This is a genomic window from Mucilaginibacter sp. P4_E8 (assembly GCF_056401495.1).
The window spans coordinates 1-13,298 of sequence record NZ_JBFUJG010000133.1 but is presented as its reverse complement, the minus strand read 5'-3'; the positions used below and the strand labels follow the sequence as shown (position 1 = coordinate 13,298).

Annotated in this window: 14 protein-coding genes; 11 read left to right on the top strand and 3 right to left on the bottom strand. The window is 43.2% G+C overall.

The window, feature by feature from the left end; genetic code table 11:
- The first annotated feature begins 655 nt into the window (after positions 1–655).
- Complete coding sequence (locus tag AC1DRQ_RS25725; protein ID WP_477428110.1) at positions 656–805, top strand: hypothetical protein; 150 nt, start codon at positions 656–658, stop codon at positions 803–805.
- Between the two features lie 330 nt (positions 806–1,135).
- Here the strand turns inward: AC1DRQ_RS25725 and AC1DRQ_RS25720 are convergent, their stop codons facing one another.
- Together AC1DRQ_RS25720 and AC1DRQ_RS25715 are read right to left on the bottom strand one after the other, a co-directional pair.
- On the bottom strand, positions 1,136–2,134 hold the full coding sequence (locus AC1DRQ_RS25720; protein ID WP_477428108.1) for a glycoside hydrolase family 43 protein: 999 nt from the start codon (positions 2,132–2,134) through the stop codon (positions 1,136–1,138).
- Positions 2,135–2,140: 6 nt separating this feature from the next.
- A complete protein-coding gene (locus tag AC1DRQ_RS25715; RefSeq protein WP_477428106.1) occupies positions 2,141–3,364 on the bottom strand; it encodes a DEAD/DEAH box helicase in 1,224 nt (407 codons plus the stop codon).
- A gap of 444 nt (positions 3,365–3,808) precedes the next feature.
- On the opposite strand from AC1DRQ_RS25715, the gene AC1DRQ_RS25710 reads away from it, so the two are divergent.
- Entirely contained in the window at positions 3,809–4,210 is a 402-nt protein-coding gene (locus AC1DRQ_RS25710; RefSeq protein WP_477428104.1) for an EthD family reductase, read from the top strand.
- Positions 4,211–4,301: 91 nt separating this feature from the next.
- Here the strand turns inward: AC1DRQ_RS25710 and AC1DRQ_RS25705 are convergent, their stop codons facing one another.
- The gene (locus AC1DRQ_RS25705; RefSeq protein ID WP_429399142.1) at positions 4,302–4,730 is read right to left on the bottom strand and encodes a CBS domain-containing protein; all 429 of its coding nucleotides are present in this window, start codon (positions 4,728–4,730) and stop codon (positions 4,302–4,304) included.
- A gap of 383 nt (positions 4,731–5,113) precedes the next feature.
- On the opposite strand from AC1DRQ_RS25705, the gene AC1DRQ_RS25700 reads away from it, so the two are divergent.
- The 9 genes from AC1DRQ_RS25700 (at position 5,114) to AC1DRQ_RS25660 (ending at position 13,278) form a co-directional block, all read left to right on the top strand.
- Positions 5,114–6,082 (top strand): hypothetical protein, encoded by a 969-nt coding sequence (locus tag AC1DRQ_RS25700; RefSeq protein ID WP_477428102.1) that lies wholly within the window; start codon positions 5,114–5,116, stop codon positions 6,080–6,082.
- Positions 6,083–6,238: 156 nt separating this feature from the next.
- Complete coding sequence (locus AC1DRQ_RS25695; RefSeq protein ID WP_429399140.1) at positions 6,239–6,913, top strand: 3-keto-disaccharide hydrolase; 675 nt, start codon at positions 6,239–6,241, stop codon at positions 6,911–6,913.
- 128 nt (positions 6,914–7,041) lie between these two features.
- A complete protein-coding gene (locus tag AC1DRQ_RS25690; RefSeq protein ID WP_477428099.1) occupies positions 7,042–8,775 on the top strand; it encodes a GMC family oxidoreductase in 1,734 nt (577 codons plus the stop codon).
- A 23-nt stretch (positions 8,776–8,798) separates the two neighbouring features.
- Entirely contained in the window at positions 8,799–9,425 is a 627-nt protein-coding gene (locus AC1DRQ_RS25685) for a gluconate 2-dehydrogenase subunit 3 family protein (RefSeq protein WP_429399138.1), read from the top strand.
- Positions 9,426–9,850: 425 nt separating this feature from the next.
- Entirely contained in the window at positions 9,851–10,303 is a 453-nt protein-coding gene (locus AC1DRQ_RS25680) for a 3-oxoacyl-ACP synthase (RefSeq protein ID WP_477428097.1), read from the top strand.
- Between the two features lie 214 nt (positions 10,304–10,517).
- Positions 10,518–10,904, top strand: a complete 387-nt coding sequence (locus AC1DRQ_RS25675; RefSeq protein ID WP_429399136.1) for an RNA recognition motif domain-containing protein — start codon at positions 10,518–10,520, stop codon at positions 10,902–10,904.
- Between the two features lie 423 nt (positions 10,905–11,327).
- Positions 11,328–11,972, top strand: a complete 645-nt coding sequence (locus tag AC1DRQ_RS25670; RefSeq protein ID WP_477428094.1) for a (2Fe-2S)-binding protein — start codon at positions 11,328–11,330, stop codon at positions 11,970–11,972.
- Positions 11,969–12,949, top strand: coding sequence for an FAD binding domain-containing protein (locus AC1DRQ_RS25665; RefSeq protein ID WP_477428092.1), 981 nt, complete (start codon positions 11,969–11,971; stop codon positions 12,947–12,949). The genes AC1DRQ_RS25670 and AC1DRQ_RS25665 overlap by 4 nt, the downstream gene beginning before the upstream one ends.
- 116 nt (positions 12,950–13,065) lie before the next feature.
- Positions 13,066–13,278, top strand: coding sequence for a hypothetical protein (locus AC1DRQ_RS25660; protein ID WP_477428090.1), 213 nt, complete (start codon positions 13,066–13,068; stop codon positions 13,276–13,278).
- Positions 13,279–13,298: the final 20 nt, after the last annotated feature.

The following is a 13,298-nucleotide window of genomic DNA, read 5'->3' as shown; positions in this document are numbered from 1 at the left end:
TAGCCATTCAGTATAATGATGAGTTAAGGCTTTATTACGAAAGGAAAGTCAACGTCGAGAAGAAGAATAAAATGAGTGTCATAAACGCTGTAAGAAATAAACTTGTACAACGTATTTTCTCCTGTGTAAGACAAAATAGAAAATATGAAAAAAATTATCTCAAATTAGTTGCTTAGATCATAGAAATCGAGGAACGAAGCAATCTCTATGCTATACAGGGTGAATAGGCATTATCGTAGAGCGCTCAATTGGCGCTAAGGCTGTTACTTTTGTCTTGATACAAAAGTAACCAAAAGATCAAGTCAGCAGAAATGCTTCTTTACGCACGAGGCCCTTACCCTGCAAATCTGTCAGAACCACGGGCTGCTTAATTTTGCCTCCACTTCGTTCGCTCGTAGCCATCGCTTCAGGCAAAATTGCTAATGCCCCTGCAACCGCACAAAGCCACCAGGTTCTGCCTGCTTTCGGCCGAAGCTTATCTGCTGACGGGGAGAATGGGGGTAAAGGTTGAGTGATGTTAGTGTTGGCTGTCATGCTAAGCTTGTCGAAGCATAGCGGGCAAAGGCCTCTCCACGCGAGTCTTCGACAGGCTCAGAGGAAAGGTCTTTCTTATTTGTCATCCTGAGTTATAAAATCCGGGAACTCTGAAGGGGAAATGACGTTACTAAAGGGGTTGTCAATGCTGAGCCTGTCGAAGCATGGCGGGCAAAGGTTTATCCACGCCCCATCGGGGCATCGTGTTAATAGTAATATTGAAATAAATATCGGCTCCATAGGAGCTTCCTTTAAGGTTATTGACAATTGATCAGGAAGCTCCTATGGAGCTAATGCTCTGATATTATTATCCTATAAACACGATACCCCGATGGGGTTTACTGTTGATGAAAACAAACAAGTCATGGGTAGGAACGAAGGATCTATTCGTAAACAGGCATCTCGTCTAACAGACCTTTCACTACGTTATTCACGACGTGTTTTAGTACAATAATTACATTGCGAGCGCAGCGCGGCAATCTCATCATGCAGGTTACACAAGTAAAGTTCGTTACTTGTCTTATGAGATTGCCGCGCTGCGCTCACAATGACAACATATTATATGAATCAGTTAAAGCCCAGGATGACAAATCTTTTTCCCTTACTTCAACAGCCTTGCCGCAACCCCTTCATTAGTGATCTTAACCGGCTTGATATTGCCATCGGCATCAAAGTACATTTTATCAATACACATTACGCGGTGGTTTGCATCGGTTTCGGTTAACGGACGGCGGTGGTATACAATATACCATTCATCGGTACCCGGTACATTGATCACGGAGTGATGGCCCGCGCCGGTGGCAATGCTGGCATCCTGTTTCAGGATGGTGCCAATGCGTTTAAACGGCCCGAATGGTGTATCGCCAATGGCATAGGCTACGCGGTAATCGGGACCGGTCCAGCCGCCCTCGCTCCACATAAAATAATATTTGCCATTGCGTTTAAACATTACCGGGCCTTCCACATAGCCTTCGGGGGTTATCTTTTTATAGGTTACACCATCCTCAAATGGTACAACGCCGGTAAAGTCGTTTTTTAGTTTTACAATATTGCATTGCCCCCAGCCGCCGTATATCATGTAATACTGACCGTCATCGTCTTTAAAAACAAACTGGTCGATAGGCTGGGCTTTGTTAATGATCTGGTCAATAAGCGGTTTGCCCAGGTAATCCTTAAACGGACCGCCGGGATTATCGCTTACGGCAACACCTATGCCGCCTTTTTCATTGTTGTTCTGGATATCATTGGCTCCGAAGAACAAATAATACTTGCCGTCTTTTTCGGTAACTGCTGGTGCCCATAAGGCCCGCCTTACCCACTTAACACCGCTGGTATCAACAATATGGCTGTGTTTGGTCCAATGCACCAGGTCGGGCGATGAAAAGGCATCCATAAATACCTGCTCATTATATTTGGCAGAGTATGTTGGATATAACCAATATTGTTTATGGAATATTTTGGCTTCCGGATCGGCATACCATCCTTCAACAACCGGGTTGCCTGATGTTTTTTTGTCCTGCGCAAAAGCATTAACGGAGGGTGCAGCAAGCGCGGCACCCAATATCACCTTTAAAAGCAGCTTTTTAGTGATGCCCTTCATTTGTTATTAAGTTGTTCTTTTGGGTTTCTTTTTGTTAAAGCGCCTGTTGGGCTTGTTTTTAGCATCGGTACGGTCATGCTGCTGAACGGGGTGTGGCTGTATAGAGGCCAGCTCATCAGGCAAACCTACCAGGCGGATAGGTTTTTCAATCAGTTGCTCAATATTTTTAAGCTTACGCTCGTCACGATGATTAACAAAGGTTATGGCTGTACCGGTAGTTGCGGCGCGTGCTGTACGGCCAATACGGTGTATATAATCTTCCGGATCGCCCGGAACATCATAATTGATAACCAGGTCTATCCCCTCCACATCAATACCGCGCGACAAGGCATCGGTACCAATAATAACAGGTAGTTGTTTGTTTTTAAATTTCAGCAATATCTCTTCCCGCTCTTTTTGCTCCAGATCGGAGTGAAAAGCATTGGCATTAATTTTTATGGCCTTAAGCTCTTTGTATAATGATTTTACGATCTCTTTTCTCGATGCAAAAATAATAGTGCTCGCATAGGCCGAATCGCGCAGGATAAGCTGAAGTAAAGGTGTTTTTTGTTGGTCATGCAGGCGGTAGATCTGCTGATCAATACCTACAGCAGGTTGCGAAATGGCAATATTGATTTGTTGCGGCTCTTTCAGAATGGCTTTGGCCAGCGAGCGAATACGCCCTGGCATGGTTGCCGAAAACAATAGCGTTTGCCTGGTTTTAGGCAGGTAGCTGATGATCTTCATAATATCGTCAGAGAAACCCATGTCAAGCATGCGGTCGGCCTCATCCAATATCAGGTGGGTTAAGTGATTAAGCTTTAAAACGCCCGATGTAAGGTGGGCTATTAACCGGCCTGGTGTGGCAATTATAATATTTACATTATTCTGGATACCCCTGCGTTGCTGCTCGTAAGCCATGCCGTCGCCCCCGCCAAATACCGCTAAAGAGCTTACGCCTGTAAAATAGGCTAATCCTTCAACCTGCTGGTCAATTTGCTGGGCCAGTTCACGGGTTGGCGCTAAAACAAGCGCGCTGGTATGGTGTTTGGGTGTACTGCTGATATGGTTTAAGACAGGCAGTAAATAAGCGCCCGTTTTACCGGTGCCGGTTTGTGCGCAGGCAATAAGATCCTGTCCGTTTAAAACAACCGGGATGGCCATTTCCTGTATAGGCGTAGGAGTGGTAAACCCCATACTTTGTATGCCTTCGAATAATTGTTCGTTGAAATTAAAATCCTGAAACGTCACTATATGTTGCTGGTAAATTATGCAAGGTATGAAAATTTGTTGTTTAAATAGCAATTAAACAGGATAGTAGGTGTGGAAGCGGTTACGCGCCCTAACATCGCTACGTTTGTCTTTCCTCTTTTCGGCTTCGCCGGGAAGAGGGCGCTCTGTTTGCACGCGTTGCAACGATAGGTGTTGGGAAGAAGAAAATTCCCAAAAAAATTGTCATTTCGATAGAGCTCGGGCGGCAAGAGCATGGGGGCGAAAGAGAAATCTTCTACGCAATACAAAACTTTAATTGCAAATCTCATAAGATTTCTCCTCGTACCTCGTTCGAAATGACAACGTTTTTATTTCTTCCCAACACCTATCGTTGCAAGTGAGCGCAAGCAGTTGGTTATAAGCTTCTAAAAATCGGAATTGCATTTTTTTGCTATCTTTAATTTAACCTTAAAACGTATAAAAATGAAAACAAAAACTATTTTGCTCCTCTTATTTTTCGGACTTTCTTTAAGTTGCCTGCAAGCTCAAACAAAAGATGTTCCCCAGGTAAAAAAGGGCATGTTCAAAGTAACCGTCCTTTACCCAAATGGAGAGGGAAAAACATTTGACATGGACTATTATACCCAGAAACATATGCCCCTGATGGCGAAGTTTTTTAACCTGAAAATTTACGCTATTGATAAAGGAATATCAGGCAGAGCGACTAATGAGCCTGCTCCGTTTCTGGCAATTGGTTATTTGTATTTTGACAAGCTTTCTGATTACGAGAACGCCCGTGCACTGCATGCGGATGAAATCAAAGCTGATTTTCCTAAGTACACCAATACCACCCCACTTATTCAGATCAGCGAAGTGATTCAATGACATTCCCAAAACGATGGATAATAGAGACTAACGCCTTGTGTTTTAATAGCACAGGGCGTTTGTCTGTTTTACATCCTGGAGATAATTGATACTAAGAATGTATATAACTCTTTAAATGCTCAATGGTTTCTAACTGCGAAAGTATGGTTTCAGTAACCAGGTCATTGATAGATATGATACCGCTTAAGCTATCATCAATAAATACAGGCAAATAGCGGATGTTGTTTTCGCTCATGATCTGCATACAGGTTTCAATTGTGTTTTGGGGGATTATACGTGGCAGCCCGGTGCTCATGATCTCCCTTACAAGGGTTTCATGCGATGATTTTCCTTTCAGGATAACTTTCCTGGCGTAATCCCTTTCGGTAAGCAGGCCAACATATTCATCGTCTTCCATAACTACTACCGAGCCGATGTTTTTATCTGCCATTAATTTTAATGCATCTAAAACAGACGTATCAGCATCAATGGTAATTACGTTAACGCCTTTGCGCGCAAGGATATTTGAAACTTTTATCATGATACATAGGTTAAATTGGAGGATTGGCTTTGATCAAATATAACAAAACAGAATTAAAAACCAAACGCTGCGTAAACTATAAATATCAACAATACAGCCGTTTAATATTTTTGCACCCCGCTAAAAACTTAAATTAACCCCTCATAGCTTTTACGTTTGCTTGACACGGAATATGCCACTTAAAAAAGAATAATATCTAATATTGCCAGCGCAATTGTTAACAGTATTTTAACATAATTAGTGTTAACAGCAATTGATTTTAATTCATTTATACCGGTCGAATGATCCGCATCAAATTGGTCTCCCTTTTACCCCTGAAAGCAGTGTTAAAGAACGCTGTCCCTTATATAAAATTTACTGCTGCTTTAAACCTAATTTTCTGCATGTTTTGCCTTGTTTTGCCTGGCGAATTAATGGCCCGCAGTATAACACCAAAACAATCCTATACGGCAGCTGCCGATACCCTTGCTGATTCAGTGCTACTCAAAAAGCGCCTGATCAATAATGCATTTGATGATATTTTTATGCAAAACTTAAAGGTATCAGAGGGAGGTAATGATTATTTTAACAAGGTAAAAACCCAGCTAACGGCCGATTTGGCTCCTAACTTTGTTTTGTTCAGCACGCCCAAGTCCCGTTTCTATGCTGTATTTACGGCAAGGGTTAAACTGCGTTTGCTGGCTACAAGGGGTGCGCCGGTAAAGTCGCCAAGTTTTATGCCGGGGGCAACGGTGTTTTACAGGCTAAATGAAGATACCTACAATCCTAAATTCCTATCGTTTGGGTACTCGCACCACTCCAATGGCGTAAGGGGGCCATCTTTAAATCCCGATGGCAGCTTTAACCGCGATAGCGGAAAATTTACCACCAACTTTTACACGTTAACTTATTATACGGGGAAACGTATAGACAAAGAGGGTCTCATTATTAACCGGTACGATAACCTTGCCCTTGAAGTACACGCCGGCTTATTTGGCCTGGGCGTATCTGAAGGGCTAAAAGACCATTATGGTTTTATAAGGGTTAATGGCAGCCGCATGTATAATTTTGCCAAAGCGTATGATGATCCGTTAGAAAAAGGTAAAAAAACCTATAAAAACTGGCAGCGCATCCGGTTCGATTTTGCTTACATTGCCGATAAGTATGATAATTACTCGGCCATAGATCTTAAAAAACGACTTAACGTAAGCCTCAGGTATTATTATCAGTTCCCTTTTATGCCTGGCGCTGCCCTGATGTTTGGTGGCGGCTACCGCGGGCAGGATGATTATAACCAATTTTTTGAGGATAGCTATGGTTATATAACCATAGGCCTGGCATCGAGCCTGTCGTTTGATTTTCATAAACATTAAGCCCAAAAAGCACCATAATTTTATATAACCACATTTTTACATTGCTCCCCATAGCTATTTGTAATTTATTTTTCATATAATCGTTTTAGCATTGAAAAAAAGCGGATATATTTAACCCAACCTAATGGTTATATCTTAACTAATTCTAAAACATTTATGATGAAAAAGATCTTTTTGGGCCTTCTGGCTGTCCCTGCCCTGCATTTTGCGGTATCGGCACAAACCAAAGGCTACCAGTCGTTATTTGACGGTAAAACAACTACCGGCTGGCACACTTATTTAAAAACCGGCGCGGGCGCATGGAAAGTTGTTGACGGTGCGTTGCAGCTTGATCCCAATGCCGAAGGCCAAGGCGACCTGGTTACCGACAATGAATACGAAAATTACGAATTGAAAATTGATTGGAAAATTTCTAACACCGGTAACAGCGGGATCATTTTTGGCGTTCATGAAGATCCTAAATTTAAGGAAACCTATGAAACAGGTGTTGAAATGCAGGTGCTTGATAATAAAAATGCCACTGATAACAAAAAAGCCAACCATCTTGCAGGTTCCTTATATGATATGAAAGCCCCTTCGGCAGATGTTGCAAAGCCGGCCGGTGAGTGGAATTCAGTAGTGCTGCGTAAAAAAGATGGCCATCTTACATTTTGGTTAAACGGCACCAAGATCGTTGAAACAGAGATGGGCGGCAGCGAATGGAAAGAAATGCTAAATAACAGCAAGTTTAAAACCTGGACAGATTTTGCAAAATACCCTAAGGGCCATATTGCACTGCAGGATCATAACCATGAGGTGGCATTCCGCAACATTTCTATTAAGCAACTATAATAATTTTAAACATTAATATGTTTAACGCATAGGGTTAAATATATTTATACCATAAAACTAAATTAATGCAGATGCATTACATTGCGTAGGCATTTTTCTTCTCTTACAGAAGATACATTTAATATCATATGAGCGATCTACAAATCAAAAAATCCACAACTACTTACGACGTAGTAATTGTTGGATCAGGTGCCGGTGGTGGTATGGCTGGTTATGTTTTAGCCAATGCCGGTGTAAAAGTGTTAATGCTGGAGGCGGGTGCATACTTTGATCCGGCTAAAGATTCACAGCAATTAAAATGGCCCTGGGAATCACCGCGCCGTGGCGCAGGAACTACCCGCCCCTTTGGCGATTTTGACGCCGCTTATGGCGGCTGGGAACTGGACGGTGAGCCTTATACCACCAAAGATAAAACCGAGTTTTTCTGGTTCCGTTCACGTATGCTGGGTGGCCGTACTAACCACTGGGGGCGTATTTCGCTGCGTATGGGGCCTCATGACTTCAAGAGCAGGGATGGTCTTACAGACGATTGGCCAATAACCTATGATGACGTGAAACCATATTATGATAAGGTTGACCGTTTAATTGGTGTTTATGGTTCAAAAGAAGGTTTGGAGAATGAGCCCGATGGTATCTTTTTGCCTCCGCCAAAACCAAGGCTTAATGAGCTTTATATTGTTAAGGGCGCCAGAAAGGCGGGTGTGAAAATTATACCTGGTCGTGGCGCGGTTTTGACCGAAGCTTTGCCTAATAACAAAGATCGTGGCGCCTGTTTCTTTTGTGGCCAGTGTGGTCGCAGCTGTAAAATTTATGGCGATTTCTCGGCATCATCATGTTTGGTAATACCGGCTATTAAAACCGGCAACTTAAAGGTAATTACCAATGCCATGGTTAGGGAAGTGATCACCAATAAAGAAGGTTTGGCTACCGGTGTATCATACATTAATAAAGACGATATGCAGGAGTACCAGGTAAATGCCAAAACGGTAATACTTGGTGCCAGCGCGGGCGAGTCGGCCAGGATCCTGCTTAATTCAAAATCGGCAGAACATCCGGGCGGATTGGCTAACAGCAGTGGTGTTGTAGGCCGGTACCTGCATGACTCAACCGGATCAAGCGCGGGTGGTTTCCTTCCGCAATTGCTTGATCGTAAGCGTTACAATGAAGATGGTGCAGGCAGTGTGCACATCTACTCACCATGGTGGCTTGATAATAAAAAACTCGATTTTCCGCGCGGTTACCATATTGAATATGGCGGCGGTTTACATATGCCTTCGTATGGCTTTGGCCACGGGATCCAAAATATGAATGGTATGGTGCCGGATCGCGATGGTAAAACGAAAGAAGCCGGCGGTTATGGCGCGTCATTAAAAGATGATTACCGTCGTTTTTATGGTACCCAGTTTGGTATGGCTGGTCGTGGTACCGCCATTGCCCGTTATGACAACTATTGCGAAATAGATCCTGACGTGGTTGATAAATATGGTATCCCGGTATTACGTTTTCACTATAAATGGGCTGATGACGAGATAAAACAAGCCAAGCACATGCAGGAAACTTTCCAGGAAATTATGCATAATATGGGCGCGATTTACGGTGGTCCGCAAGGCCCTGAAACCAATTACGGTTTGGAAGCTCCCGGAAAGATCATCCACGAAGTGGGTACCATCCGCATGGGCGACGATCCTAAAAAATCGGCCTTAAATAAATGGTGCCAGGCGCATGACTGTAAAAATCTTTTTGTAGTCGATGCCGCTCCGTTTGTTCAGCAGGGCGATAAAAATGCTACCTGGACAATCCTGGCCATGTCCATGCGTACCGCGGAATATATTTTACAGGAAAGAAAAAAATTAAACGTTTAACAAGCCACCTATAGCAATTTATTATGAACAGACGTGACTCCCTTAAAGCATTAGGCTTAAGCACACTTTCAGCAGGATTATTACTGGAAGCCTGTAAAACCGACAATAAAAAAGCAGCCGAAGAAGCTGTACCAACCACCGGAGCAGAAGCCGGACGCCAGCCCTTTGAAGTTGAGCGGGATAAAAAACTAAATGCAGACAAGTTTTTTACAGCAGCCGAAATGGCTACAATAACCCTGCTTGCTGATATTATTATCCCTAAGGATGAAAAATCAGGTAGCGCATCAGACGCTAAAGTGCCCGATTTTATTGAATTTATTGTAAAAGACATACCCGACCATCAAACCCCAATGCGGGGAGGTTTACGCTGGCTGGATATGCAATGCTTAAATCGTTTTGGTAAAACTTTTACCGATAGCTCTAAAGCGCAGCAGATAGAACTGGTAGACATGATAGCCTATCCTAAAAAAGCCAAACCTGAAATGGCTCAAGGCGTTGCTTTTTTTAACCGCATGCGCGATTTAACCGCTTCGGGCTTTTTCACCAGCGAAATAGGTGTTAAAGATGTTGGCTATGCTGGTAATGCTCCAAACAAGTGGACAGGTGTACCTGCCGATGTGTTGAAGCATTATGGCATGGAAAATGTATAAGTAATTGTATCCATATGTTTTTAACGCGTCTGCGGGGTCAAACCAGCAGGCGCGTTTGTTTTTTATATCTAACCGTATACCGTTAATTTAAAAATGTATTGAGCACAATACAAGGCGTAAAGCCCTGATAATTAACTGAAAAGAAATCAAAATTAACCGAATTATCATTATTTTGTCAATTAGTGACATGTTCGTATACCATTTTGCTCATTTTAAACGTTTATCTACTTTGTAGGTTCACACCTGCAAATAGTGATAAGGTTTAGGTTTAAAGCCCCCAAGCAGCGAGTGCAAGGGGGCTTTTATTTTAAGTCGGATTTACAGTGCACCGCTCTTCACATAAAAATGCTTTATTTTGCTGCTTGAATACTTAAAAGGCTGTCCGTTGGTTAAGCTTTATTTGGTATTGATTTTAAAACCTGCAAATGAGCGATCTGAAAAAAGAATTGTATGCCCAGTGTGTAAGTTATGTGCGTAAAAGCATGGATGCCGCTGAATTAGGTATAAAAGAGGCGCAAAAAGCATCAAATGATGATACCAAAAGCAGCGCAGGCGATAAGTACGAAACCGGCCGCGCCATGATGCAGCAGGAAACCAACCGTAATCTGGCCCAACTTAACGAAGCCAATAAACTCATGGTAGCCCTTAACAGGATCAGTGTTGCCGGCACAGCCACTAAAGCCGAAACAGGCAGTGTAATTATTACCAATAATGGAAATTTTTATCTGGCCATCAGCGCGGGCAGCTTAATGGTTGATGGTAAAACCTATTTCGCGGTTTCTCCGGGTTCGCCGGTGGGTTTGATGCTGGCTGGTAAAGCAATTGGGGAAAATTTTACCCTTAATGGGAAGCTGTACATCATTGAATCGGTAAATTAAATTGATTTTTCCCGGTTTTTGTAACCAAATCAAGCGCGCTTTGTAACAATAATCAACATTATTTTGTTTTAATTAAAGGTTATTTTAACTAATAAAAAAAATAAAAATGTTCATTCACAAATTCTTGCAGTAATCATCGAATATCTATTACTATATTTGATGTTAACAAAAGATGGCAAGTAAACTAATCTTGCTCATTATAAATTAAAGATTGATGAACATATTCGTAGGAAGCCTTCCTTTTCAATTAGAGGAAGCCGATTTAAAAGAGCTTTTTGAAGCGTATGGTGAAGTAAGCACCGTAAAATTAATTATTGACAGAGAATCTGGAAGAAGCAAAGGTTTCGGATTTGTTGAAATGCCTGATGATGAAGCTGCTCAGTCTGCTATTACCGGCTTAAATGGCTCTGAAGTTAAAGGCAGATCGATAGCGGTAAGCCAGGCAGAAGAAAAGAAACCGAATGATCGCAGAGGCGGTGGTGGTGGTTATGGTGGCAACCGTGGCGGCGGTGGCGGCTATGGCGGCGGTAACCGTAGCGGTGGTGGCGGCGGCTACTCAAAAGATAATAACAGAGGTGGCGGCGGTGGTGGCCGTTGGTAAAATATAAACTAAAATAAAACACCGGCTAAGTATTGCCCGGTGTTTTATTTTTAATTATAGATCCTATTATCGGTTTTTCGGGGCATTACCAGCGGCGGGTTTTTTACCGGCAAGGCTGTGCTTTATCAAAAAAAATCGAATTGCTTAGTAGTTTGCTATTAATTTCTGTAGCAAATCACTTTAAACATATATCTTCTCCCTTGTTTTAACGAACATTCATGTTGCCGGTTTCTTACTGGTTCAATTTGCTGTCGGGTGTCTCTTGCCTGATATAGCCCTCATTCTTAATCTGGTTTCTGATTAACACACTTTCCATACATTTATTTGACTGCATAGTTTGCCATTGGCATTGTAAAACATTGTTTACGTATTATCCTTTTTAATAAAAATGCCTAACTTAACATCATATTAAGCCTATTATTTATGGAAAATGAAAAAACCTGTACCGGGCCCGAAAATGAGCTGGATGTAAAGGATAGCTCACGGAGGAATTTCCTTAAACAATCGTCATTGCTAACCGCAGTGGCCCTTACACCGGGGGCGGCAGTAAAGGCAGCCGCTATGCATGTTGATGAGAAGATAGCGGCAGCTTTTGAAAAAATGCCTTTAAAAATGGAGGTTAACGGCAAACAACACAATCTTTCGGTTGAACCCCGGTCAACGCTGCTGGATATATTACGTGAGCAGCTTGACCTAACGGGTACTAAAAAGGGCTGTGACTATGGGCAATGCGGCGCCTGTACCGTGCATGTGGATGGCATCCGGGTAAATTCCTGTTTAACATTGGGGGTTATGATGAATGGTAAAAAGATCACCACCATTGAAGGTTTAGCCAAAGGCGACCAGTTACACCCCATGCAGGAAGCTTTTATAAAACACGATGGCTTTCAATGCGGTTACTGTACCCCCGGCCAGATCATGTCGGCAGTGGCTTGCATACGCGAAGGACATGCCGGTTCAGAAACCGAGATAAGAGAATATATGAGTGGTAATATTTGCCGTTGCGGGGCTTACCCCAATATAGTGAACGCTATACAGGAAGTAAAAGATGGAGGGCAAACCGTATGAAACAGTTTCAATATGTTCGTGCGGCCACACAGCAAGCCGTACTTGACGTAATAAACAAACCCGGTACAAAAATAATAGCAGGCGGCACCAACCTGGTCGATCTGATGAAACGCGGGGTAACTGCGCCCGATAAGCTGGTTGATATAACCCATTTGCCGCTTAAAAGTATAACAGCAACCAAAAACGGATTACATATAGGGGCGTTGGCCCTGAACAGTGTGGTATCAGAAAACAAACTGGTTGCCGATAAATACCCGCTTTTGGCCATGGCGCTTAAAGCGGGCGCATCGCCGCAATTGCGTAACATGGCTACCGTAGGTGGTAACATGATGCAACGCACCCGCTGCACTTATTTTTATGATACTGCCATGCCTTGCAATAAGCGCGTTCCGGGTTCGGGTTGCGGGGCGTATGAAGGTGTAAACCGGATGCATGCCATATTTGGTACCAGTACGCAATGTATAGCTGTACACCCCAGCGATATGTGCGTTGGCCTTGCCGCGTTGGATGCCGTGGTGATAATTGCCGGTAAAAAAGGCGAGCGCCGTTTACCATTTACTGAATTTCACCGCCTGCCCGGCGACCATCCCGAAACAGATAACCACCTTGCTCCCGACGAGATGATTGTAGCTGTGGAAATACCGGATAACAACTTTGCCAAAAACAGCTATTACCTAAAGGTGCGCGACAGGCAGTCGTACGCGTTTGCACTGGTATCGGTTGCCGCGGCTTTAGATATTGAAAATGGTGTTATACGCCATGCCCGCCTGGCAATGGGCGGTGTAGCGCATAAACCATGGCGCTTGTTTGATGCCGAAAAATCGCTCATTGGCAAACGGGTATCTGAAGAGAGCTTTCAGCAGGCGGCACAGCTGGCCATGCAGGGAGCTAAAGGTTTCGGCTATAATTCGTTTAAATTAAAATTGGCCCCGGCCAGTATTACCGAAGCATTAAAACATGCATCGGGCTTAGTTTAATATCGGGTAAGGGAACTGGCCGTTACACCTGAGAAGGTGATGGCATAAAAAGCTATTACACGTCATTGCTGTAAAGGTCAGATAATTCGAGGACAAGAATAGCTAAATTAAGAGCTATGCGCATCAACACGAACGACCTCACCCTGAAACGGAATTACTTGCAGACCTATCGTTTTCTAATAAAGGATTATGAGCAGGTCAAGCAAGGGCTTCATCCAAGCTTTAAACTGGCCAAAGAGTTCTATGAGTTTCATCACACCGACCGCCGAAGCTTCCTGAAGTATTACAACCGGTATAAACAATCCGGTAACGAAGAAGAACCGGTATAAACAATCCGGTAACGAAGAAG

Excerpts from the sequence above, each read along its gene's own strand:
- AC1DRQ_RS25680 (WP_477428097.1), top strand. The coding sequence starts at position 9,851 with ATGAGCGATCTGAAAAAAGAATTGTATGCCCAGTGTGTAAGTTATGTG.
- AC1DRQ_RS25665 (WP_477428092.1), top strand. The coding sequence starts at position 11,969 with ATGAAACAGTTTCAATATGTTCGTGCGGCCACACAGCAAGCCGTACTT.
- AC1DRQ_RS25660 (WP_477428090.1), top strand. The coding sequence starts at position 13,066 with ATGCGCATCAACACGAACGACCTCACCCTGAAACGGAATTACTTGCAG.
- AC1DRQ_RS25705 (WP_429399142.1), bottom strand. The coding sequence starts at position 4,730 with ATGATAAAAGTTTCAAATATCCTTGCGCGCAAAGGCGTTAACGTAATT.
- AC1DRQ_RS25710 (WP_477428104.1), top strand. The coding sequence starts at position 3,809 with ATGAAAACAAAAACTATTTTGCTCCTCTTATTTTTCGGACTTTCTTTA.
- AC1DRQ_RS25685 (WP_429399138.1), top strand. The coding sequence starts at position 8,799 with ATGAACAGACGTGACTCCCTTAAAGCATTAGGCTTAAGCACACTTTCA.
- AC1DRQ_RS25690 (WP_477428099.1), top strand. The coding sequence starts at position 7,042 with ATGAGCGATCTACAAATCAAAAAATCCACAACTACTTACGACGTAGTA.
- AC1DRQ_RS25720 (WP_477428108.1), bottom strand. The coding sequence starts at position 2,134 with ATGAAGGGCATCACTAAAAAGCTGCTTTTAAAGGTGATATTGGGTGCC.
- AC1DRQ_RS25675 (WP_429399136.1), top strand. The coding sequence starts at position 10,518 with ATGAACATATTCGTAGGAAGCCTTCCTTTTCAATTAGAGGAAGCCGAT.
- AC1DRQ_RS25695 (WP_429399140.1), top strand. The coding sequence starts at position 6,239 with ATGATGAAAAAGATCTTTTTGGGCCTTCTGGCTGTCCCTGCCCTGCAT.
- AC1DRQ_RS25725 (WP_477428110.1), top strand. The coding sequence starts at position 656 with ATGACGTTACTAAAGGGGTTGTCAATGCTGAGCCTGTCGAAGCATGGC.
- AC1DRQ_RS25670 (WP_477428094.1), top strand. The coding sequence starts at position 11,328 with ATGGAAAATGAAAAAACCTGTACCGGGCCCGAAAATGAGCTGGATGTA.
- AC1DRQ_RS25700 (WP_477428102.1), top strand. The coding sequence starts at position 5,114 with ATGTTTTGCCTTGTTTTGCCTGGCGAATTAATGGCCCGCAGTATAACA.